The organism is Chachezhania antarctica (assembly GCF_003646465.1).
In the GTDB taxonomy this organism is placed as follows: Bacteria; Pseudomonadota; Alphaproteobacteria; order Rhodobacterales; family Rhodobacteraceae; genus Chachezhania; species Chachezhania antarctica.
In genome coordinates, this window is sequence record NZ_QZEX01000005.1 from 200,417 (window position 1) to 221,705 (window position 21,289).

Here is a 21,289-nt window from a genome sequence, read left to right on the forward strand (position 1 = left end):
GTGCCCGCGCCGATGGCCGGTTCGGCTTGCAATGGCCGGACGGGAATGCCAGTGAAGATGCGATGACACTGGGAACCGCTGAGGGCTGATGTCTTTGTCGCGAAACTTGCTTCTGGCCTTGACTGCCACCCTTGCCCTAGCGGCGTGCGGGCAAAGCCGGCTCAATCCGATGAACTGGGGCTCGTCCAAACGGGTCGACGTCCAGCAGCCCGCGGATGGCGGGGTCAATACCTTGCTGCCGAAGAGAACGACGTTCTCCCTGCGCGACGACGACGAGGACGAGGACAACCGCGTTCTGGTGTCCGACGTGACCCAGATGCGGGTCGAACAGACCCCCAGCGGCGCCATCGTCTATGCCACCGGTGTGGCCGCCCGCCAGGGCGCCTACAGTGCCGAGCTGCGCCCCTTGGGCGAAAAGGCCGAACCGGACGAGAACGGCGTGCTGACGCTGGATTTCGTGGTGGCCTACCCGTCACAGAACACGCCGGTGGGCGGCACGTCGCTGCGGCAGGTCCATACCGCGCGGTCGCTGTCCAAGCAGACGCTTGAGACAACGAAACTGATCCGTGTCGTGGGCGCCAACGGCGCCCGGGAAACGCGGCGGAACTGATCCGCTACAGATCGACCAGCGCGACCGTCTGCCCCTTGGCCGCCAGCGCGACCTGACCGTCGCACAGGCGCAAGGCATCGGCCCCGAAAACCTCGCTCCGCCAGCCTGTCAGGGCCGGCACTTCGCGCTGGCCGGACGCGATCGCATCCAGATCCGACGCCGAGGCGATCAGTTTCGCGGCCACCCCGGCATCGTCGGACTTGGCTTTCAGAAGCACGCGCAGTAGATCGGCCAGCGCCGGGTTCACCTGCGGCTTGTGGCGGGGCTTTTCATCGCTGGGAAGATCTTTCGACGGGCAATCCATACCGCGCTTGACGGCGGTCAGGATGCCTTCGGAAATGGCGCCCCGGCGCGCTTCGCGCTGCAACAGGCGGGATGCGCCCAGATCGGCATGGGTCGACGGCTTGGTCGAGGCAAGCTCCACCAGCGCGTCGTCCTTGTAGACCCGGTTGCGGGGCACGTTGTTTTCCTGCGCATAGCGTTCGCGGAAGGCCGCCAGTTCGCGCACGATGCCCAGGAACCGCGGGCTTTGGCTGCGGGTCTTGATCCGGCGCCATGCCTCCTGCGGCTGGATGTCGTAGGTGGATGGCTGGGTCAGGACGCTCAGCTCCTCCTCCACCCAGCGGGACCGGCCCGAGCTTTCGAGTTCGGCCGCGAGATATTCGTAGACCTGCCGCAGATGGGTGACATCGGCCAGCGCATAGCGTTTCTGCGCGTCCGACAGCGGGCGGCGCGACCAGTCGGTAAAGCGCGAGCTCTTGTCGACCTGTTCGCGCGCGATCTTGCGGACCAGCGTTTCGTATCCCACCTGCTCGCCAAAGCCGCAGACCATGGCGGCGACCTGGGTGTCGAACAGGGGCGTGGGGAACAGGCCCGCCTCGACCCAGAAGATTTCCAGATCCTGCCGCGCGGCGTGAAACACCTTCACGACCGATGTATCGCGGAACAGGTCATAGAGCGGGTCCAGCGACAGCCCGTCTGCCAGCGGATCGACCAGCACGGCGTTGCTGTCGTCCTCTCCCGGCATGGCCAGTTGGATCATGCAAAGCTTGGAATAATAGGTGCGTTCGCGGAGAAATTCGGTATCGACCGTGACGTAATCGAATTCGGCGGCCTTGGTGCAGAATTCCGCCAGGGCCTCGGTCGTCGTTATCGTGATCATGTACTGCCACTGTCCTGTTATTGGGGAACCTTTCCACAGCGCCCGGCCGGTGCCCATTCCCGTACACAATCCTGTTACGCCAAATCCGGCCAAGTTGCAAAACCGAGATTTCGAACAGGCCGCGACTGTAGCGTCAACCTGCGTCGTCCGTCAGCCACAAAGGTTCCCGTTCGCCCGAAGCGAACCGGCGGAGCACGGCCGGGTAGAGCCGGTGTTCCTGTACCAGCACCCGCGCCGACAGGCTGTCGGGCGTGTCGCCGGGCAGGATCGGCACTTCGGCCTGGCCAAGGATCGGGCCTTCGTCCAGTTCCGGCGTTACTTCGTGCACGGTGCAGCCATGGGTGCTTTCGCCCGCCTCCAGCGCGCGGGCATGGGTGTGGAGGCCGCGGTACTTCGGCAAAAGCGACGGGTGGATGTTCAGCATCCGCCCCTGCCAGTGCGACACAAAACCCGCCGTAAGGATGCGCATGAAACCCGCAAGGCAAAGGATATCCGGTTGCGCCATTTCCAGCCGTTCGGTCAGCGCGGTTTCAAACGCCGCCCGGTCGCCGCCAAAGGGCTTGTGATCGACAACAGCCGTATCAACCCCCATCGCGGCGGCCTTCTCCAGCCCGCCCGCGTCGGCGCGGTTCGACAGAACCAGACAGGGCTGCCCGGCATGATCGGCCTCGCCCATGCTTTCCACCAGCGACACCATGTTCGAGCCGCCCCCGGAGATCAGGATCGCAACGCGCTTGCGGCTCATTCCGCCCCGCCGGTATAGCGGACGCCCTCACCGCTGACGGTGTGGCCCAGAACGGACACGGTTTCGCCTGCCTCGGTCAGCAACTGGGTCAGCGCCTCGGCCCGGTCTTCGGCCACGACCAGCACCATGCCGATGCCGCAGTTGAAGGTCTTCAGCATCTCGGCCTGCGCGATCCCGCCCGTTTCGGCCATCCAGTCGAAGACTGCGGGACGGGTCCAGGATGTCAGGTCGATTTCCGCGCCCAGCCCTTCGGGCAGCACGCGCGGCAGGTTTTCCGTCAGCCCGCCACCGGTGATGTGCGCCAGCCCGTGCACGCCCCCTGCCCGGATCGCATCCAGCACCTGGCGCACGTAAAGCCGCGTCGGCGCCAGCAGCGCCGCGCCCAGCGGGCCGTCGGCGAAGGGCGCGGGATCGTCCCAGCCCAGCCCGCTTTGCTCCACCAGCCGGCGAACGAGCGAATAGCCGTTGGAATGGATCCCGTCGCTGGCCAGCCCCAGCAGCACGTCGCCTTGGGCCACGCCGTCGGGCAAGGCCGTCCCCCGCTCCATCGCGCCCACGGCAAAGCCTGCAAGGTCGAAATCGCCTGCCTCGTACATGCCCGGCATCTCGGCCGTCTCGCCGCCGATCAGGGCGCAGCCCGACCGCACGCAGCCTTCGGCAATGCCTTCGACCACCTGCGCGGCGACGGCTGTCTCCAGCTTGCCGGTGGCGAAGTAATCAAGGAAGAACAAGGGCTCCGCCCCCTGGCAAACCAGGTCGTTCACGCACATGGCGACAAGGTCGATGCCCACGCCCGCCACTTCGCCGGTGTCGATGGCGATGCGCAGCTTGGTGCCCACGCCGTCGGTTGCCGCGACAAGCACAGGATCCTCGTAGCCTGCGGCCTTCAGATCAAAAAGCGCGCCAAAGCCGCCCAGCCCGCTCATCACGCCGGGGCGGTTGGTGCGTTTGGCGGCGGGCTTGATCGCCTCGACCAAAGCGTTGCCAGCGTCGATATCGACGCCTGCCTCGGCATAGGTCAGCCCGTTCCTGCGGTCGGTCATGTCAAAGGCCCCCGGTTGCGTTACACGCGCGGGTTAGTCCATCCCGCGCGCCCTTGCAACGCCCGGGCTTGACGCGGGAACCGAGCATGGTACGCAGAACGTCACAGGCGGGCCTGTAGCTCAATTGGTTAGAGCAGAGCGCTCATAACGCTTTGGTTGCGGGTTCAAGTCCTGCCGGGCCTACCAGATATTCCTTTTCCCTCTGAAATCGATGGACCTGAGGTCCGCAGCGGAATAAATCGGATCAGGAGTAGCGACCACCTGCCCCGTTTTACCGCAGTTCGCTAAGCGGAACGCGCACGGCGCTTTCATCTGGCCGGGGCCTGGGCTAAGGCCCCGGAAAAGTCGCGGTCCGGACATTGCCAGCACGGGTTTCGGATGGCAGCATCACGGGGTTAACTCGCGAAGACGGGTGGGTAATACATCGTTAACCGCTCCTCGCGCACGACAGCAACGGTATGGGCACGGTCGGCATGAGGACTCTGGTCTATATTCTCGCAGGTCAAAGCAACGCCGTTGGCCTTAGATCCCGGCTTGAGGCAGAGCTGACGGAGACCTATGGTTCGGGCGGGTATCGCCTGGTCACGGTTGCGGTCGGCGCCACCGGTTTGTTGCGCCCCCTGAAACGCCCCGACTGGGCAACGGCGAACGAGCTTCCGCAGCGGCTGGTCGACAAGGCTGCGGATGTCATGGCGACCCTACCAAAAGCCGGCCTTCGGGGCATGCTGTGGGTCCAGGGCGAAGCCGATACGATCGGTGGCCTGAACGCGGCGCCCTACAAGGCCCTGCTTTCGCTGATGTTCGACAAGCTGCGCGCCGAAGTGCCCGGTGCCGAGGGGCTGCCGGTAACACTGGTGGGCCTGTCGGCCGATGCCCAGGGCCGCAACGGGCGGAAAAACTGGGACGCGGTGATGGAAGCGCAGGCCGAGCTCGCCGCGGAGGATCCCCGTCTCTCGCTCCTGTCGCCTGACGAGGTGGTCCGCGACGCGGGTTTTCCGGCGTCGAAGATGTTCCACGACAAGCTGCACTATTCAGGCAGGATGCTGAAGATTTTGGCCGAGGCCGGGCTGGACCGGATGATCGATGCCCACCAGGAGAGGATCAAGCTTCCGCACGGTCCCGCGACCCGCGGGGACGACATCTTCGGCCCCGACGGGGCCGCGGCGAAAATGGCCGGTGGCAAGGGGGACGACACCTACTACGTCGATCGCCGGGGCGATTCGATCAACGAGCGTCGGGGAGAGGGCGACGACACCGTCATCGCCTCGGTGTCGTTCTCGCTGCGCACGGACGGTCACAGGGTCGAATCGCTGATGCTCGCAGGCACGGACGATCTGAACGGGTTCGGCAACGCGCTGGACAACTCGATCATCGGCAATACCGGCGCCAACCGGCTGAAGGGCGGTCAGGGAAACGACGTTCTGCGCGGCGGCGAAGGCAACGACCGCCTGTTCGGCGAAGCGGGCGCGGATCACCTTCTGGGCGGCCCCGGCGACGATCTCTACGTCATCACGGACCGCCGCGATGTGGTCTTCGAATCCCGCGACCAGGGCCACGATACCGTCCGCGCCCGCGTGTCTTTCACCCTGCGCGATCACAGCCAGGAGATCGAGGATCTGCGCCTTGCAGGCCGCAATGACCTGAACGGGTTCGGCAATGCGCGCGACAACCTGATCAAGGGGAACCGCGGCGACAACCGTCTGGACGGCGCCTGGGGCGACGACCGCCTGACCGGCAAAGGCGGTGACGACAGGCTGGCGGACCGGCATGGCGACGACATCTACACCGGGGGCAGCGGCGCCGATCACTTCGTGTTCGAACGCGACGCCGGACACGACAGGGTGACCGATTTCAAACCCGGCAAGGATTCGCTGGTCTTCATCGACCTGACGGCACGGCGCGATCTTTCCATTTCGCAGCAGGGCGACGATACGGTGATCGGCTTCGGCGAAGGTGCCCAGGTGGTTCTGGACGATGTCGATGCCCAGTCGCTGCGCGTGGGCGATTTTCTTTTTCTCTAGGTCGGGCACGGAAGGTGTCGCTGCCTTCCGGGCCGTTAGGGCCGGTGCGGGCCGGTGTGGCGATCCGCCTTCCAGAACCGGATGTCAGGCGGTGTGTGCGCCGCGGGAATGACTTGGAGCGGTGCGCCTTGTGTGTTCAAATCGCAGGCAAAGGCCCGGATGCGGCCCGGGACACCCGCCCGGCGTGAAGACCGGTGAAGAGATCCGGATGAAAGTTCTCAAGATCCTCGCAGTGACAGTGGCCGTATTGGCGGTGTTCGTCATGGGCATGACGCTGCTGTTCCCGTTGCCGGACCAAAATTTCGCGCAGTCCAGCGAGCGCCTGGCGCCGGACCGGGACGGACCGTTGGCACAGGCGATCCTGCCGGCAACGGAACGCCATCCGGGCGAAAGCGGCATCCGACCGCTGGCCGATGGCAGGGCCGCCTTCGCGGCGCGGGCGATCCTGGCGCGGGAGGCCGTGTCATCGATCGATGCCCAGTACTACATCTGGCAGGACGACACGACGGGGCTGATGCTGCTCGACGCGTTGCGGGACGCGGCGGATCGTGGCGTGCGGGTGCGGCTTCTGGTGGATGACAACGGGATCCCCGGGCTCGATCCGCTCCTGGCCGAACTCGACGCGATGCCCACGGCCGAGGTGCGCATCTTCAACCCGTTCACGCTGAGAAACCCCAAGCTCCTGTCCTATGCCTTTTCCTTCGGCCGGCTGAACCACCGGATGCACAACAAGTCGATGACCGTCGATGGCGTCGCCACCATCGTCGGGGGCCGGAACATCGGCGACATCTACTTCGCCTATGGAGAGGGCACGCATTATTTCGACGTGGACGCGATCGGCGTCGGGCCGATCGTGGACGACGTGGCCGGGAGTTTCGACACCTACTGGAACAGCGATGCCGTCTGGGCGGCCGGCACGCTGCTTGACCCGGCCGGTGCCCCGGCCATCGCCGACCTCGCCGCCCGGGCGCGCGCATCCGCCACCGGCGCCGGCTACCAGGCTGCGATCCGGGACAGCCTTCTTGCCCGACAGATCGACGCGCGGGACTTGAACTTCGAATGGGGCAAAGCCGAACTCTACGTCGATGACCCGCTGAAGGGGTTCGGCGATGTGCCGGACGACCGGCTCGTCGTCGAGAAACTGATCGCGCTGGCCGGAGCGACCCGGAGCTCGCTCGATCTCGTCTCGGCCTATTTCATCCCCGGGTCCCGCGGGGCGGAGGTGCTGGAAAACCTTGCGCGGGACGGTGTACGCGTGCGCGTCCTGACCAATTCCCTCGACGCCACCGACGTGATGCCGGTGCACGCGGGCTACATGAAGTACCGGCCGGGCCTCGTGGCCAGCGGTGTTGAGCTGCTGGAACTCAGGGCCATGCGGGAGGAGCGCATCGACCGCAGCCTGCCCGAGATCCTCGCCGGCTCGGCGTCCGGGCTCCATGCCAAGGTCTTCGGGTTCGACGGGACCCGCGTGTTCATCGGTTCCTACAACCTGGATCCCCGGTCGGCCCGGCTCAACACGGAAATGGGGGTTCTCGTCGACAGCCCCGCCATGGCTGCCTCTCTGTCCGCGCAGCTGGACATGCCGACATTCGCCTACCGTGTCGAGGCGGGCGAAGACGGGACGCTGATCTGGATCGAGACATCCGCCGACGGCACGACACGGACCTATGATGCCGATCCCAACACCACGGCGATCCAGAGGGTACTGGCCCGTATCGTGGGCTGGTTGCCCGTCGAATGGATGCTGTAGCCAGACGCTTGCGATCCTCCCGGCCCCTGCCTGATCGACCTCGCCCGGAAGGGTCTGCATGCCGGCAGCAGCTCACCCATGACGCAGTTGGCCCAAAATCCCCAAAAGTCACCGTGGCACAACGATTTCCGCCTTCAGCCCACCTAGCCGTTCGCTGTCGCCCAGTTGCAGTCGGCCGCCGTGAACGCGGGCAATGTCGGCGGCGATGGCAAGGCCAAGGCCCACGCCGCCGCCGCTGTTCTGGTTGCGCGATGGATCGAGGCGGGAAAACGGCATCAGCGCACGGCTGCGCTGTTCGGGGGGGATGCCGGGGCCGTCGTCTTCCACGCGGAAGGTGACGTTGCGGTCGCTCTCCTCGATCGACAGCTCGGCTCGCGCGCCATAGCGCACCGCGTTGCCCATCAGGTTTTCCACCGCGCGCCGGATCGCCGCCGGGCGCAGCATCGTCTCGCGTTCGGACGTACTGGCCTGCCCGTCCCGCAATGTCACCGGCAGCCCGGCGCGGCAGGCATCCCCCGCGATACGGGCCAGAAGCGCGTGGGCGTCGACCTTCTCGGCCTCTGTCCCCGCCGCCCCCCGCGAGAAGGCGAGGAATTCGTCGATCAGCCGCTCCATTTCCTCCACGTCCGACACCAGCGGGCCGGCGTCGTCCTCGTCGAGCATCGCCAGCCCCAGCTTCAGACGGGTCAGCGGCGTGCGCAGATCGTGGCTGACGCCCGACAGGATCAGCGTGCGCTGTTCGATGTGCCGTTCGATCCGGGCGCGCATGGCCAGGAAGGCGGCGCCCGCGGCCCGCACCTCGGTCGCGCCGCTGGGATGGTAAATCACCGACTGCCCGCGCCCGAAGGCCTCGGCCGCCTGGGACAGTTGCTTGATTGGCCGCATCTGGTTGCGCAGGTAGGCATAGGCGATGGCCGCCATCAGCGCGCCGAAGAACAGCGTCGTGACGATCAGCTGGTGGGGGGCGACCACAGCGACCAGGCGCCGGTTGAAGCGCAGCTCCAGCGGGCCGTTGGTGGTGGCGAGAACGGCGATGACGGTGCGCGGTTCAAGGAAGGACAGGTGGCGCAGCCCCGGCACGTCGCGTTGCAACGCGTTCGAGATGATGTGCGCCGAGAAATCCCACCATGTCATCGCGTCGTCATCCGGCACCGTATCGGTGTCGAGGAAGGCGGCCTCCATGCCAAGCGCGGCCATCACCGGCTCCAGCTGTTCAAGGGCCGCGTGCTGCCCCGGCGCGAAGCTTGCGATGTACTCGATCTCGCGCAGGGCCTGGCCGGTATTGTCGCTCATCTGCCGGGTGACGTCCTCCAGGTGGTTCTGGATGAAGTGGATCGAGATGATGATCTGCAACGTGATGATCGGCACGAAGAGGATCATCGCGGCCCGGCCCATCAGGCTCCGCGGCAGATAGTGTTTGAGCCTTTTCCTCGTCATGCGCTAAGCCTGCCCCTGAAATCGCCCCCGGACCCTGCCGATGGAGAAAGACATGAGCCAGCCGCCCGACGACTTCAACCCGGTTCCGGGCGAGTCCGAGGTTCTGGAGACCGGTATCCGGCGGATTCTGGCCCCGAACCCGTCACCTTTCACTTATCGCGGCACGAACACTTATCTTCTGGGCAGCCGCAGCGTGGCCGTGATCGACCCGGGCCCCAATGATCCCGCCCACCTGAAGGCGATCCTGAACGCCATCGGACCGGGGGCAAAGATCAGCCACATCATCGTCACGCACTCCCATTCCGACCACTCCCCCCTTGCCCGTCCGCTGGCCGCCCATTGCGGCGCGCCGATCCTGGCCTTCGGAGGCCCCCATGCGGGCCGGAGCGAAGTGATGGAGGCGCTGGCCACCTCCGGCCTTGCCGGTGGCGGGGAAGGCGTGGACGAGGGGTTCGAGCCGGACGCGACCTTGACCGAAGGCGACGTGATCCAGTCGGCGGAATGGGAGGTGGAGGTCATCCACACTCCCGGCCATCTTGGCAACCACATCGCGCTGGCCTGGGGGGATGCGTGTTTCACCGCCGATCACGTCATGGGCTGGTCGACCTCGATCGTCTCGCCCCCCGATGGCGACCTGACCGCCTTCATGGCGTCCTGCGCAAAGCTGCAGGCCCGCGACTGGCGGATCTTCTACCCCGGCCACGGCGCCCCCATCGAGGACCCCGCCGCGCGCCTGTCGTGGCTGGTCGATCACCGCCTTGGCCGCGAAGCATCGATCCGCGCGGCGCTGTCCGGCGGCCCCGCCACCGTGGCCGAGCTGACCCGCCGCGTCTACACCGACGTGGCCCCCGCCCTGTTGCCCGCAGCCGAGCGCAACGTCTTCGCCCATCTCATTGACCTGACAACAAGAAACCTGGCCCGCCCGGACGGCGACCTGTCATCGACGGCCCGCTTCGAAGCGGTTGCGGGCAGCCCCTGAACGGATGCCGTGGGAGCCGGCAAAATTCTTCAAAGAATCTTCCCCTACCCACTGGACGCCCCCCGGACCCGTTGCTATAGGACGCGCCACGTTCCGGCGTAGCTCAGCGGTAGAGCAGTTGACTGTTAATCAATTGGTCGTAGGTTCGATCCCTACCGCCGGAGCCAAGATAAGCCCTTTAAGGCCAACGCCTTAGAGGGCTTTTTTCTTTTTGGATTATTGAATGCCTCTTGCGATGTTTTTGGTGTGGCCCGACATCTTAGCCTCTGCGGACCTTTCTGGTTGGATCCGCGCCGACGGCAAATTCTTGGAAACGCTTGTTGATGGATTACGCCGAAATGCGTTTAATCAATGTGGCTGTTGAGTTTACTCCGCTTGCACGGATTGAAGTGTTCCGGTCACATCTTTTACGCCTGACAGTTCCCAGATCTGATCACGAAGCAAAAACCTGTAACTGTTGCTGTGTTCGACATAGCTGGAGTGGGCACGAACGACATCAGCAGGTACCAATGCAGCCCGTATCACCCTGAAATCGTCATCGAACAATACAGCAGCTAGAATATCGAAACCATCGAGGTCCCGAATGGCCGACAGTTGCCGAGATTGGTTGCGACGATGGATACGTCGCCCTTTGATCTGGACTCGACAACCTTCACCGTCGATAGCATCGAAAGCTCTGGCAGAGTTGCCTTGCTGGTCCCAGCCAAACGCCAAGCAGAACAAATACTCGGCCAGGTCTCCGGTAGGATTGTTTGCGGACCGCACAACGCCTCTTGCGCGCAATTCCTCTAAAACGGCGCTGTGCAGGAGGAGCAACCGAGATACCGTTTCAGATTTCAGATGTTCCGATTCCGCTTTATTATGATCATCTTTTCGCGCTGCGTCATCGAGAGTCTGTTCGATGGCTGCGGCCGGCGGGGCACTCGACAACCAGCCTTTTTTCAATCCATCGTTTAACAGTGCTCGAGCGTATTCATACGGATCACGCTTGCTCGAATTGTTGCGTCGCTCAACCTCACCAGACATTTCTGCCTTCGCATACGCGTTGATCACAGCTTCGGCGCCCTGATTTCGGTGCTCTTGCCAAAAACGCCGCATCGCATCGCGTTGGGATGGCATTGCCATATGCTCCTAGCAGATCAAGGTTATGGCTCGTTAGCGTCTCATGCGTCGAAGAAAAATTCCGTGTCGTTTGGCTGACGGCCAAACGAACATGTTCCTCGATATTCGCTGTGACCATACCTCAAAGCTTGAGGAGACACAAAACTCTCCCTTACAGTTCATGCAAGGAAGAGTATTCAGCGTTGTCAAAAAGCCAGCGGTATCTCCCTCGCCCCCCTCCAACCTCAATCCGCAATCACATCCTGACGCTGCTGTCCCAGCCCCTCGATGCCCAGCTCGACCACGTCGCCCGCCTTCAGGTAGCGCGGGGGCTTCAGGCCGAGGCCCACGCCCGGAGGGGTGCCGGTCGAGATCACGTCGCCCGGGTGCAGGGTCATGAACTGGCTGAGGTAGTGCACAAGGAAGGCCACGCCGTAGACCATCGTGGTGGTCGAGCCGTCCTGCATCTTCTCGCCGTTGACCGTCAGCCACATGCCAAGGTTCTGGGGATCGGGGATCTCGTCGCAGGTCACCAGCCACGGGCCCAGCTGGCCGAAGTTGTCGCAGCTCTTGCCCTTGGTCCACTGGCCGGACCGTTCGATCTGGAAGGCGCGTTCGGACACGTCGTTGGTGACGGCATAGCCCGCGACATGGTCCATCGCTTCCGCTTCCGAGACGTACTTGGCCTTCTTGCCGATGATCACCGCAAGCTCGACCTCCCAGTCGGTCTTGTCGGATCCGCGGGGGATGATGATCGGGTCGTCGGGCCCGCAGATGGCCGATGTCGCCTTCATGAAGATGACCGGTTCGGGCGGGACCTCCATGCCGCTTTCGGCGGCGTGGTCGGCGAAGTTCAGGCCGATGCAGACGAACTTGCCCGTGCCGGACACGACCGGCCCGAGGCGGGGCGATCCATCGACCACGGGCAGCGCATCGGCGTCGGCACTGGCCAGCTCGGCCAGCTTTTCGGGGGCGAGGTTGGCGCCCGACAGGTCGTCGATCAGGCCCGACAGGTCGCGGATCGTGCCGTCTGCGTGCAGAAGGCCGGGCTTCTCGGCCCCGGGTTCGCCATAGCGAAGGAGTTTCATGGGTGGTTTCTCCTGAAGGGTCAGATGGTCCAGCCGCCGTCGATGCAGTAGGCCTGACCGGTGGTATAGGTCGCCGCGGCAAGGTAGACGGCAAGATCCGCGATCTCGTCCGCGTCGGCGATGCGGCCCAGCGGTTGGCGGGCCACGAAATCGGCGCGCGCGGCGTCGTAATCGCCCGTGGCCGCAAGACGTTCGTCGAGCGAGGGCGATTGCACCGTGCCGGGGCAGATCGCGTTGCAGCGGATGCCCTGGCCCACGTAATCGGCGGCGATGGATTTCGTCATGCCGATCACGGCGGCCTTCGTCGTCGAATAGACAAAGCGGTTCGGCACCCCTTTGACCGACGACGCGACCGACGACATGTTGATGATGGCGCCCGATTTCCGGTCCAGCATGCCGGGCAGAACCGCCCGCACCATGCGGACCATCGCCTTGACGTTCAGGTCATAGCCGAAGTCGAGTTCGTCATCGGAGCAGTCCAGCACCGATCCGCCATGCACGACGCCCGCGCAGTTGAACAGCACGTCGATCTGGCCCGCGGCCTTGCAGACTTGGGCCACCGATGCGGCGTCCAGAACGTCCAGCCGGGCGGTCTCGCAGCCTTGCAGCGTGTCCAGCCCATCCATGTTGATGTCGGTCGCCAGAACGGTGGCGCCGGCGCGCAGGAAGGCCTCGGCGCTGGCGCGGCCGATGCCTTGCGCCGCGGCCGTGACCAGAACCTTCTGGCCGGTGAGATCGAGAGACATCGGTTTACTCCTTCCGCGGCGGCATCACATCACCGCGCCAATCTGCCAGGGCACGAATTCCACCGCGCCGAACCCCTGTGCTTCGCTTTTCGTCTGGGTGCCGGAGGCGACCTTCAGCATCAGTTCGAAGATCTCCCGCCCCTTCTCCTCGAGGCTCACGCCGTCAAGGATGTCGCCGCAGTTGACGTCCATGTCGGGCTCCATCCGCCGCCACAGCTCGGGGTTCGACGCCAGCTTGATCGACGGCACCGGCTGGTAGCCGGAAACGCTGCCACGCCCGGTGGTGAACGCGATCAGGTTCGCGCCCGACGCCGTCTGCCCCGTCACCGAACAGGGATCGTAGCCGGGGCTGTCCATGAAGACGAAGCCGGGACGGTCGATCGGTTCGCCGTACTTGTAGACCCCGGCCATGGGCGCGCTGCCGCCCTTGGCCACAGCGCCGAGGGATTTCTCGAGGATCGTCGTCAGGCCGCCCCGCTTGTTGCCGGGGGACGGGTTGTTGTCCATCTCGCCGAAATTGCGGGCGGTGTAATCTTCCCACCAGTCAATCAGGTCGACGAGCTTGCGCCCCGTGGGTTCATCGACGGCACGGCGGGTCAGCAGGTGTTCGGCGCCGTAGATCTCGGACGTTTCCGACAGGATCGAGGTGCCGCCATGGGCCACCAGCAGGTCGGAGGCCACGCCAAGCGCGGGGTTCGCGGTGATGCCGGAATAGCCGTCCGACCCGCCGCATTGCATGCCCAGCACAAGGTGCGCGGCCGGGGCCGGCGCGCGTTCGGCCTTGTTCGCCTCGATGGCCAGTTCGCGCAGGATAGACAGGCCCTTGTCGATGGTGGCCCGTGTGCCGCCCTGCTGCTGGATGGTCATATAGCGGAACCGGGCGCTGTCCTTCAGGGCCTTGCGGTCGATCAGGTCCGGGATCTGCATCACTTCGCAGCCGAGGCCGATCATCAGGATGGCGCCGAAATTCGCGCTGTGCCCATAGCCCGCGAGCGTGCGGAACAGGGTGTCATAGCCTTCGCCCTTGCCCGACATCCCGCAGCCCGAGCCGTGGACGATGGGCACGATCCCGTCGATGTTGGGATAGGCGTCCAGAAGGCCGTCGCGCCGGGCGGCTTCCGCGATGAACTGCGCGACGGAGCCTGCGCAGTTCACGGATGTCAGGATGCCGAGGTAGTTGCGGGTTCCCACGCGGCCTGACGGGCGGTGGAAGCCCATGAACTCGGCTGTGCCCTCCGGCTCAGGCAACGCCTTCGCGGCAGACCCGAAACTATGGTCCTGCTTGTGGTCGCCCATTCCAAGGTTCTGCACGTGGACATGGGCGCCGGTGGCGATATCCGTCGTCGCCGCCCCGATGATCTGACCGTATTTCAGGATGTTCTCGCCCGCCGCGATGTCGCGCAGGGCGATCTTGTGACCGGCCGGGATCGCGTCCGGCGCCGTGACGTCGCCGGGCAGCACCGTGCCCGCGGGCACGTTGCGCAGGGCGACAAGGACGTTGTCCGCATCGTGAAGACGCAGCGCGTAGGGTTGGTCGGTCATGGCGGTTGCTTTCACGGGGTTACCAGCACCTTGATCAGGTGCGCGCGGTCTTCGACCAGGGCGGCGAAGCGGTCGGGCAGATCGGCCAGCGGCAGGACCTCCGACGCGATGGCATCGGTGGGCACCTGGCCCGCGCGGATCGCCTCCATCACCTTGTCAAAATCGGATTTCAGGGCGTTGCGGCTGCCGATGATCCGCGATTCCCGCTTGTGGAATTCGGAATCGGCGAAGGTGATGCTTTCCTTGACCACGCTGACCAGCACCGTCGAGCCGCCATGCGCCACCAGCGGGAAGCCCGCCTCGATCGCCTTGGCATTGCCCGTCGCGTCGAAGGCCAGATCGAAGCCGTCGGCAAGTTCGCCCTGCAGGATGTCATCGCCCGGCCGGTGAATGGCGGCAAGGTCGACGATGTAGCCCGCCGCCTCCAGCCGCTGGGTGCTGAGATCCATCAGGTGCACTTCGGCGCCCGCGATCCGGGCAAAGAGCGCCGTACCAAGGCCGATGGGCCCGGCACCGGTGACCATCACCCGGTCCCCTGCCCCGCACCCGGACCGCGCCACGGCATGCGCGCCGATAGCGAGGAATTCGACCATCGCGGCCTGCTGCGCCGTAAGACCCGTGGCCGGGTACAGGTTGCCTTCGGGCACCGCGATCCGGGCGCACATGCCGCCATCGGTATGCACCCCCAGCACGGCGATGTTGCTGCAGCAATTGGGCTTGCCCCGCAGACAGGCACGGCACGTCCCGCAGGAGATGTACGGGTTCACCACCACCAGTTCGCCCGCATCGGGGCCGTCGGCCAGATGGCCCGACAGTTCGTGCCCGATTACACGCGGGTAGTTCAGGAACGGGTGCTTGCCTTCGAAGATATGGTAATCGGTGCCGCAGATGCCGATGGCCGCGATATCGACCAGCCGGTAGCCTTCGGGTGCCTCCTGAGGCTTGTCGCGCTGTTCCAGCACGAACGTTCCGGGTTCAAAGCAGACGCCGCAGGTCATGACCTCGGGGCCGGTGTCCTTCATTGTGCTGCCTCCAGGTTGCGGGCGGACCAGTCGGCGGGCAGTTCGCCCTTCACGATCAGGCTCAGCACGTCGTCCTTCGTGACCTCGTCGATGCCATGCGCGCCGACCAGACGGCCCTTGTTCATCACCACGACGCGGTCGCACAGGTCGAACACGTCGTGCATGTCGTGGCTGACCAGCAGGATGCCGATGCCTTCCGACCGCAACTGGCGGATCAGGTCGGACACCATCGCCGTTTCCGACGGGCCAAGGGCCGCGGTGGGTTCGTCCATGATCAGGACGCGGGTGTCGAAATAGATCGCACGTGCGATGGCGATCACCTGCCGCTGGCCGCCTGAAAGCGACGAGACAGGGTCCGACAGGTTCTTGAAATTCGGGTTCAGGCGGGCCAGCACCTTGCGGGATTCCTCCAGCATGCGGGCATCATCCAGATTGCCGAAGCGCGTCTTCAGCTCGCGCCCCAGAAACAGGTTCGACGGCGCGTCGAGGTGATCGGCCAGCGCCAGCGTCTGGTAGATCGTCTCGATCCCCGCCTCGCGGGCATCGTTCGGGTCAGCGAAGGTGACGGTTTTGCCGCCCACGCGGATTTCGCCTTCGTTGGGCAGCATCGCGCCCGCCAGGATCCGCATCAGGCAGGACTTGCCGGCCCCGTTGTGGCCCAGCACGCCCACCACTTCGCCAGGATAGAGATCGAGCGAGACATGATCGACCGCCCGCACCCCGCCGAAGTGCTTTTCGATCCCGATCATCTGGACCAGAGGTGTGTTCGACATGGGGTTCTCTTCCGGCTTCTGGAATGGAAACGGGGGCGTCCGGAAACGCCCCCGCAAGGATCAGTAAAGGACGTTCTGGGCCTTGTCGGTGTCGATATTGTCCTGATCGACAAGCACGACACCGGTGTTGATGAAGGAATCCACCTTCTCGCCCGACAGGATGTCGATGACCGTCTCCACGCCCAGCTCTCCCATCGCGAAGGAGCCCTGCACGGCGGTCGCCTCCAGAAGACCGTCCCGCACGAACTGCTGCAGATCCTCGTTGCCGTCAAAGCCAAGTGCCACGATCTGGCCGGCCTTGCCTGCCTGCTGGATCGCCCGGCCCATGCCCACGGCGGTGGGTTCATTCGCCCCGAAGATGCCCACCAGATCCGGGTTCGACGCCAGAATATCGGTGGTCTGGTTCAGCGCCTGCGCCATCTGGCTTTGGCTGTAGTAGGGCCCGACGATTTCCAGCTTCGAGTTCTCGGTCAGGTAGTCGGAAAAGCACCCGACCCGCCCGATTTCCGAGCCCACACCAGCGACATAGGACATGATCGCCACTTTGCCTTCGGTGCCAGCTTCGTCGATCATGCGCTTGGCGACGGCTTCGCCCGCGGCGCAGTTGTCGGTCGACAGGAACGCCTGGTAGGTGCCCTTGGCGCCTTCGCCCAGGGCGCTGTCGATGATCACGACGGGGATGCCGCTTTCGAACGCGCGCTTGACGGCAGGGGCCAGTGCCTCCGGATCGGACGGGGCCAGCACGATGCCATCGACGCCGCGGTTGATCGCGTTCTCGACAAGGTTCACCTGATCTGCCACGGCGCTTTCGGTCGCGGGGCCGTCAAAGCTCATCGTGTAATCTGAATCGCCTTCGATGGCCGCTGTCGCGCCCTTGTTCACGTTCTGCCAGAAGTTGGAGCTTGTGGCTTTCACGATCACCGCGATTTCACCGGCCTGGGCAAGCCCGGCCGTCAGGGCCAAGGCCGAAGCCAGCATTCCAAGTTTCAAGGTCCGCATCTCATTCCTCCTCAGTAGAGATTATGGTTCAGGTTTTCTTCCCACCTGCCCGGCTGCACCTCCTGCGCCGGGCGGGCGGGGACGTCATTGCCGTGCGCGGATCTGGTCGATCCACACGGCACCGATCACGACGGCGCCGATCACGATCTGCTGGATGAAGGCCGACACACCGGCCATGTTCAGACCATTTCGCAGGATGCCGATGATGAAGGCGCCGATCAGCGTGCCCGACACGGTGCCGACCCCGCCCGACAGCGATGCGCCGCCGATCACCGCCGCGGCGATGGCGTCGAGCTCGTACATCACGCCTTCGCTGGGCTGGGCCGTCACAAGACGCGACATCAGCACGTTGCCCGCCAGCCCCGCCAGCGCGCCCGACATCACGTAGGCATAAAGCTTGGTATGGTCGACGCGGACACCGGACAGGCGGGCGGCTTCCTCGTTCGAGCCTGTGGCGTAGATGTGGCGGCCGATCTGGCGGCGGCGCAGCATGTAGGCCACGGCGATGGCGACCAGCAGCAGCAGGATCGCCGGATAGGGAATGCCGGGGAAGATGACTTTCGGGAAGCCGTTGGGCTGCATTTCGACGACACGGAACAGCGCGCCGTTGCCCAGCACGCCGAACGCGTCCCCCAGCCGGGAAATCGGGGCGGCGCCGGTCAGCTGCAGCGCCAGCCCGCGCGCCATCAGCATCATGCCCAACGTGGCCACGAAGGGCGGGATGCGCAGCCGTGTCACCACCAGCCCGTTGATCGCGCCGCAGGCCGCGCCGACGATGACCCCGAAGGTCATCCCCGGGATCACGGGCAGCCCCGCCTTGATGACCATGGCCGAGGCGACGCCCGACAGCGCCAGGACCGAGCCGACAGACAGGTCGATACCGCCGGTGATGATGACCATCGTCAGTCCGATGCCCAGAAGGCCGATGACCGAAGTTTGCAGAAGAACGGTCAGCCCGTTGTTCACCGAAAAGAACGACTGGCTGGCCAGCGAGAAGCCGATGATCAGCAGGACCAGCGTCAACAGCGCGGACAAGCGGTGCATCTTCGATGCGTCCGGCATCAGGCTCGCCAACGGCGACGACGTGCCACCGGATGCGGACTTGACTGCTTGTGACATACGCCCCCCTTTCGCATGCTGCATTTAATTATTTAATACATAAATCTGTGAGGACTTGATTCCTGTCAATTGTTTTTTATAATTTCGCACAAATACAAGAACAGGTCGCCTGACGGCGCCGGCAAGGGGCAGCTTCATGGCACGCAGCGACACGAGGTACCGGGAAGCCTACAACCGCATCCTGTCCTTCTGCGACACTCTGCCCGTCGAGGCCACGATCCCGTCGGAAACCCGCCTGGCCGAGATCGCGGGCGTCAGCCGCACCATCATCCGCCGCTGCCTGTCGCGGCTTCAGGACCTTGGCCTGATATCGTGGGAAGGGCGCGACAAGCGCCTGCTGCGCAAACCGCAGGACGAGGACCGCATCGCCCTGCCCGATGCCGGCCCGGGCAAGAGCGACCTTGAACAAAGGTTCCTAGACTGGATCCTGCGCTTCGACGTGCCCGCCAACACCCCGCTTTCGGTGGCCGAACTTTCGCGCACCTTCGAGGTGCCCCAGCACGACCTGAAGGAATTCCTCGCCGGGCTCAGCCGCTTCGGCCTTGTCAGCCGCCGCCCGCAAGGGGGATGGATGCTGCTGGGCTTCACCAAGGATTACGCCATCGAGCTGTCGGATTTCCGGTCCCTGCTGGAAGCCAATGCCGTCAGCCAGGTGGCGGAAGCCCCGGTCGATCACCCGGTGTGGCAGGGGCTGTCCCGGCTCCGTCAGGATCACCTTGCGCTGAAGGCCGCGATCGAGACCGACTTTCACGAGTTTTCGAAGCTGGACGAACGGTTCCACCAGACCATCAACTCGGTCGTGCGGAACCGGTTCATTGCCGAGTTCCAGAAGGTGATCTCGCTCATCTTCCACTACCACTACATGTGGGACAAGACCGAGGAGAAGATCCGCAACGAGGCCGCGATAGACGAACACCTGGCGATCATCGACGCGTTGGAGGCCCGCGATGCGGATGCCGCGCGGGCCGCCACGCAACGGCACCTGCGCACGTCGAAGACGACGCTGTTGTCATCGCTTCGCCTGCACGACCTGGGCTGAGCTTCAGCCGAACATCGCCTCCGCCCCGTCCGGCAAGGGGTGCGCCAGAGCATCCAGGTTGCGCATCAGCGACGACGGTTTGGCCGTACCCAGAAGCACCGACGCCGCGGCCGGATGACGGATCGCGTAATGCAGCGCCGCGGTGGCGAGCGGGATGCCGTGGCTTTCCGCCTGCGCCTGCAGTTCGCCGACACGGGACAGAACCTCCGGCGTTGCGGGTTCGTAGTCGAAGGTCGCGCCCTCCACCGGCCCGGTCGCAAGGATGCCGGAATTGAAGATGCCGCCCAGCACAAGGCTTGTCCCGGCTTCACGGCACGCAGGCACGAGCTCTGCCTCGGCCTGACGGTCCAGCAGCGTGAGGCGCCCGGCCAGCAGGATCACGTCGAGCGGCCCGGCCTCGCGCATCACGTCGAGGCAGACCTCGCATTCGTTCACGCCCAACCCGAAGGCCCGGATCCGTCCGGCCTCGCGCAGCCGCACCAGCGCCTCGTAGCCCGAACCAAGAAACGCCTCCATATGCGGGCGGTTGGCGTCGATGCCATGGGTATAGGCGCCAATATCGTGGACATACAGGATCTCGATCCGCGACCGGCCCAGCCGTCCGCAGCTCTGCTCGAAGCTCTCCAGAATGCCATCGCCCGAATAGTCATAGCGCACGTCGTTCTGCGCCGGGTGCACGTAGCCGTCGGCCTCGGCAATCGGGGCCTTCGCGGGCGACAGGATGCGGCCCACCTTGGAGGAAACCACCGCCTCCGGATGATCCGCAAGGAACGCGCCCAGCCGCTGTTCCGACAGGCCGCGCCCGTAATGCGGGGCGGTGTCGAAGTACCGGATGCCGGCGTCCCACGCGCAGTCCAGCACGGTGCGGCTGTCTGCATCCGTGGCCTCGCGGTAGAGGTTCCCGATGCTCGCGCATCCGAACGACGCCTCGGTCACCTCAAGCCCCGTCCGGCCGATTGTCTTCGTTTTCATGTGGTTTTCCCCTCCAGCGCGGCCGTCAGCCTTGGCTTCGTGCCCGTGTCCCCGTTGCCGCGCGCCCATTGGATGAAGGCGGCGATGCGCCTTTGCAGCTTTTCGTCATGGTTCTGCGCGATGTCTTCCAGCCGGTGATCGAGGAACGGGTTGGCGAAGCGTTCCAGCGTCGTGGCAATGTAGTCAGCCAGCCCGCCGATCTCTCCGGCGGCGGCGAAACCGGGCAACACCTCGGTCTCGTACAGTTCCTGCAACTGCGCCGCCCAGTCGGCGTTCTCCATCACGTCGCGCACGTAGACAGCGCCCGTCCGTCCCTGCGCCAGCCACGCCGAAATGATCCACGTATGGCCAAGGTTCAGCACGAAGAGCTTGCGGCGTTCGACCCGCCCCAGATCCTGCACCACGTCGATATCAGGATGATCGCAAGGCACGACCAGCCCCGGCTGCGCCTCGATCGCCCAAAGCGCATAGGGTTCGGCCACCCCGCCCGCCGGTTCCAGCGGTTCAGAGACAATCCTGTCGACCAGCGAATTGACCCAGGTGACCTCCCCCGCCAGCCAGTCGCGGTAGGGCCTGTCCATGCGCTGCGCCACGGTCAGCACCAGATCACGCAGAACGGCGCCGTTGTTGCGCACCAGTTCCGTGGGCATGACCTGTATCGGCGCCCCGCCCGCATCGAACCGGTGCCGGAGCAGATGCGCCAGCTTGGCGGGGTAGGACATCGCCGGATCGAAACGTGGCGCCGCGTCCTCGGGCCGCTGGCGGAACCCGGCATCGGCGGTGTTTGACAGGATCATGTCCACCGGTCCGGCGATCAGCTGCGTGACCTCGGCCAGATCCGGGCCCAACGTCAGCCCCCGCGCGACAGAGGTGACATGGCGCGTTTCGTCCAGCGGCGCGCCGTCCTGCAACCCGCGGATCCGCACGTCGTACCCTTGCGCCATCGCCGCGGCGCGGGAGGCGCGGGAAGGATCGCCGCTGGTCTGCACCACCGTGACGGGGCGTTCCCCGGGAAATGCCTCCGACAGGAACAGGTCCGCATGGGCCTGCAGGAAGCGGCTGGTGCCGAACTGCAGAACAGTTGGAATGTGCATTGACGGACCCCCTGAATTTCGTTTGTTATTATTTAGAACAATACGGC

General features: G+C 65.0%; 19 protein-coding genes and 2 tRNA genes. 7 read left to right on the forward strand and 14 right to left on the reverse strand.

Translation table 11 applies throughout. The features are described 5' to 3' along the window. The first annotated feature begins 169 nt into the window (after positions 1–169). A complete protein-coding gene (locus tag D4754_RS11865) occupies positions 170–610 on the forward strand; it encodes a hypothetical protein (protein ID WP_121063777.1) in 441 nt (146 codons plus the stop codon). Positions 611–614: 4 nt separating this feature from the next. Here the strand turns inward: D4754_RS11865 and rnd are convergent, their stop codons facing one another. The 3 genes from rnd to purM form a co-directional block, all read right to left on the reverse strand. Continuing rightward, complete coding sequence (rnd, locus tag D4754_RS11870) at positions 615–1,772, reverse strand: ribonuclease D (RefSeq protein WP_121063778.1); 1,158 nt, start codon at positions 1,770–1,772, stop codon at positions 615–617. A gap of 133 nt (positions 1,773–1,905) precedes the next feature. Beyond that, positions 1,906–2,517 carry a phosphoribosylglycinamide formyltransferase gene (gene purN, locus D4754_RS11875; protein WP_121063780.1) on the reverse strand — a complete coding sequence of 204 codons (612 nt, stop codon included), beginning with the start codon at positions 2,515–2,517 and terminating at the stop codon, positions 1,906–1,908. Further along, a complete protein-coding gene (purM, locus tag D4754_RS11880) occupies positions 2,514–3,560 on the reverse strand; it encodes a phosphoribosylformylglycinamidine cyclo-ligase (RefSeq protein ID WP_121063782.1) in 1,047 nt (348 codons plus the stop codon). Before purM ends, purN begins: the two co-directional genes overlap by 4 nt. Before the next feature lie 109 nt (positions 3,561–3,669). On the opposite strand from purM, the gene D4754_RS11885 reads away from it, so the two are divergent. The 3 genes from D4754_RS11885 (at position 3,670) to D4754_RS11895 (ending at position 7,331) form a co-directional block, all read left to right on the forward strand. Continuing rightward, a tRNA-Ile gene (locus D4754_RS11885) sits at positions 3,670–3,746 on the forward strand. A 287-nt stretch (positions 3,747–4,033) separates the two neighbouring features. Beyond that, positions 4,034–5,581 (forward strand): sialate O-acetylesterase, encoded by a 1,548-nt coding sequence (locus tag D4754_RS11890; RefSeq protein WP_163025892.1) that lies wholly within the window; start codon positions 4,034–4,036, stop codon positions 5,579–5,581. 208 nt (positions 5,582–5,789) lie between these two features. After that, on the forward strand, positions 5,790–7,331 hold the full coding sequence (locus tag D4754_RS11895; RefSeq protein ID WP_121064089.1) for a phospholipase D family protein: 1,542 nt from the start codon (positions 5,790–5,792) through the stop codon (positions 7,329–7,331). A 108-nt stretch (positions 7,332–7,439) separates the two neighbouring features. On the opposite strand, the gene D4754_RS11900 is transcribed toward D4754_RS11895, so the two are convergent. Then, positions 7,440–8,768 carry an ATP-binding protein gene (locus D4754_RS11900; protein WP_121063786.1) on the reverse strand — a complete coding sequence of 443 codons (1,329 nt, stop codon included), beginning with the start codon at positions 8,766–8,768 and terminating at the stop codon, positions 7,440–7,442. A 52-nt stretch (positions 8,769–8,820) separates the two neighbouring features. Between D4754_RS11900 and D4754_RS11905 the strand changes: the two genes are divergently transcribed. Together D4754_RS11905 and D4754_RS11910 are read left to right on the forward strand one after the other, a co-directional pair. After that, a complete protein-coding gene (locus tag D4754_RS11905) occupies positions 8,821–9,747 on the forward strand; it encodes an MBL fold metallo-hydrolase (protein ID WP_121064091.1) in 927 nt (308 codons plus the stop codon). Between the two features lie 92 nt (positions 9,748–9,839). After that, positions 9,840–9,914: transfer RNA gene (locus tag D4754_RS11910), tRNA-Asn, on the forward strand. 199 nt (positions 9,915–10,113) lie between these two features. Here the strand turns inward: D4754_RS11910 and D4754_RS24225 are convergent. From D4754_RS24225 to D4754_RS11950, 8 genes are all read right to left on the reverse strand, one after another. After that, positions 10,114–10,866 carry a hypothetical protein gene (locus D4754_RS24225; protein WP_205589621.1) on the reverse strand — a complete coding sequence of 251 codons (753 nt, stop codon included), beginning with the start codon at positions 10,864–10,866 and terminating at the stop codon, positions 10,114–10,116. A gap of 227 nt (positions 10,867–11,093) precedes the next feature. Then, positions 11,094–11,936, reverse strand: a complete 843-nt coding sequence (locus tag D4754_RS11920; protein WP_121063788.1) for a fumarylacetoacetate hydrolase family protein — start codon at positions 11,934–11,936, stop codon at positions 11,094–11,096. Positions 11,937–11,956: 20 nt separating this feature from the next. Then, positions 11,957–12,682, reverse strand: a complete 726-nt coding sequence (locus tag D4754_RS11925; protein ID WP_121063790.1) for an SDR family oxidoreductase — start codon at positions 12,680–12,682, stop codon at positions 11,957–11,959. Between the two features lie 24 nt (positions 12,683–12,706). Then, a complete protein-coding gene (locus D4754_RS11930; RefSeq protein ID WP_121063792.1) occupies positions 12,707–14,224 on the reverse strand; it encodes a UxaA family hydrolase in 1,518 nt (505 codons plus the stop codon). 11 nt (positions 14,225–14,235) lie between these two features. After that, a complete protein-coding gene (locus tag D4754_RS11935; protein ID WP_121063794.1) occupies positions 14,236–15,246 on the reverse strand; it encodes a zinc-binding alcohol dehydrogenase family protein in 1,011 nt (336 codons plus the stop codon). After that, the gene (locus tag D4754_RS11940) at positions 15,243–16,019 is read right to left on the reverse strand and encodes an ATP-binding cassette domain-containing protein (protein ID WP_121063796.1); all 777 of its coding nucleotides are present in this window, start codon (positions 16,017–16,019) and stop codon (positions 15,243–15,245) included. The genes D4754_RS11935 and D4754_RS11940 overlap by 4 nt, the downstream gene beginning before the upstream one ends. A 60-nt stretch (positions 16,020–16,079) precedes the next feature. After that, on the reverse strand, positions 16,080–17,018 hold the full coding sequence (locus D4754_RS11945; RefSeq protein ID WP_121063798.1) for an ABC transporter substrate-binding protein: 939 nt from the start codon (positions 17,016–17,018) through the stop codon (positions 16,080–16,082). Between the two features lie 84 nt (positions 17,019–17,102). Further along, positions 17,103–18,062 carry an ABC transporter permease gene (locus tag D4754_RS11950; RefSeq protein WP_240453857.1) on the reverse strand — a complete coding sequence of 320 codons (960 nt, stop codon included), beginning with the start codon at positions 18,060–18,062 and terminating at the stop codon, positions 17,103–17,105. 211 nt (positions 18,063–18,273) lie between these two features. Here D4754_RS11950 and D4754_RS11955 point away from each other — a divergent pair, with 211 nt between their 5' ends. Further along, positions 18,274–19,176, forward strand: coding sequence for a GntR family transcriptional regulator (locus tag D4754_RS11955; protein WP_121063800.1), 903 nt, complete (start codon positions 18,274–18,276; stop codon positions 19,174–19,176). A gap of 3 nt (positions 19,177–19,179) precedes the next feature. On the opposite strand, the gene D4754_RS11960 is transcribed toward D4754_RS11955, so the two are convergent. Both D4754_RS11960 and D4754_RS11965 read right to left on the reverse strand, forming a co-directional pair. Further along, positions 19,180–20,148, reverse strand: coding sequence for an aldo/keto reductase (locus D4754_RS11960; RefSeq protein WP_121063802.1), 969 nt, complete (start codon positions 20,146–20,148; stop codon positions 19,180–19,182). Beyond that, entirely contained in the window at positions 20,145–21,242 is a 1,098-nt protein-coding gene (locus tag D4754_RS11965) for a mannitol dehydrogenase family protein (protein ID WP_205589622.1), read from the reverse strand. Before D4754_RS11965 ends, D4754_RS11960 begins: the two co-directional genes overlap by 4 nt. Positions 21,243–21,289 lie beyond the last annotated feature (47 nt).

What these genes read in the sequence shown, in the direction of transcription:
- D4754_RS11935 (WP_121063794.1), bottom strand. Translation starts at nt 15,246, where the DNA reads ATGAAGGACACCGGCCCCGAGGTCATGACCTGCGGCGTCTGCTTTGAA.
- D4754_RS11960 (WP_121063802.1), bottom strand. Translation starts at nt 20,148, where the DNA reads ATGAAAACGAAGACAATCGGCCGGACGGGGCTTGAGGTGACCGAGGCG.
- D4754_RS11950 (WP_240453857.1), bottom strand. Translation starts at nt 18,062, where the DNA reads ATGCACCGCTTGTCCGCGCTGTTGACGCTGGTCCTGCTGATCATCGGC.
- D4754_RS24225 (WP_205589621.1), bottom strand. Translation starts at nt 10,866, where the DNA reads ATGCCATCCCAACGCGATGCGATGCGGCGTTTTTGGCAAGAGCACCGA.
- D4754_RS11945 (WP_121063798.1), bottom strand. Translation starts at nt 17,018, where the DNA reads ATGCGGACCTTGAAACTTGGAATGCTGGCTTCGGCCTTGGCCCTGACG.
- D4754_RS11900 (WP_121063786.1), bottom strand. Translation starts at nt 8,768, where the DNA reads ATGACGAGGAAAAGGCTCAAACACTATCTGCCGCGGAGCCTGATGGGC.
- purN (WP_121063780.1), bottom strand. Translation starts at nt 2,517, where the DNA reads ATGAGCCGCAAGCGCGTTGCGATCCTGATCTCCGGGGGCGGCTCGAAC.
- rnd (WP_121063778.1), bottom strand. Translation starts at nt 1,772, where the DNA reads ATGATCACGATAACGACGACCGAGGCCCTGGCGGAATTCTGCACCAAG.
- D4754_RS11905 (WP_121064091.1), top strand. Translation starts at nt 8,821, where the DNA reads ATGAGCCAGCCGCCCGACGACTTCAACCCGGTTCCGGGCGAGTCCGAG.
- D4754_RS11940 (WP_121063796.1), bottom strand. Translation starts at nt 16,019, where the DNA reads ATGTCGAACACACCTCTGGTCCAGATGATCGGGATCGAAAAGCACTTC.
- D4754_RS11930 (WP_121063792.1), bottom strand. Translation starts at nt 14,224, where the DNA reads ATGACCGACCAACCCTACGCGCTGCGTCTTCACGATGCGGACAACGTC.
- purM (WP_121063782.1), bottom strand. Translation starts at nt 3,560, where the DNA reads ATGACCGACCGCAGGAACGGGCTGACCTATGCCGAGGCAGGCGTCGAT.
- D4754_RS11965 (WP_205589622.1), bottom strand. Translation starts at nt 21,242, where the DNA reads ATGCACATTCCAACTGTTCTGCAGTTCGGCACCAGCCGCTTCCTGCAG.
- D4754_RS11895 (WP_121064089.1), top strand. Translation starts at nt 5,790, where the DNA reads ATGAAAGTTCTCAAGATCCTCGCAGTGACAGTGGCCGTATTGGCGGTG.
- D4754_RS11890 (WP_163025892.1), top strand. Translation starts at nt 4,034, where the DNA reads ATGAGGACTCTGGTCTATATTCTCGCAGGTCAAAGCAACGCCGTTGGC.
- D4754_RS11925 (WP_121063790.1), bottom strand. Translation starts at nt 12,682, where the DNA reads ATGTCTCTCGATCTCACCGGCCAGAAGGTTCTGGTCACGGCCGCGGCG.
- D4754_RS11955 (WP_121063800.1), top strand. Translation starts at nt 18,274, where the DNA reads ATGGCACGCAGCGACACGAGGTACCGGGAAGCCTACAACCGCATCCTG.
- D4754_RS11865 (WP_121063777.1), top strand. Translation starts at nt 170, where the DNA reads ATGAACTGGGGCTCGTCCAAACGGGTCGACGTCCAGCAGCCCGCGGAT.
- D4754_RS11920 (WP_121063788.1), bottom strand. Translation starts at nt 11,936, where the DNA reads ATGAAACTCCTTCGCTATGGCGAACCCGGGGCCGAGAAGCCCGGCCTT.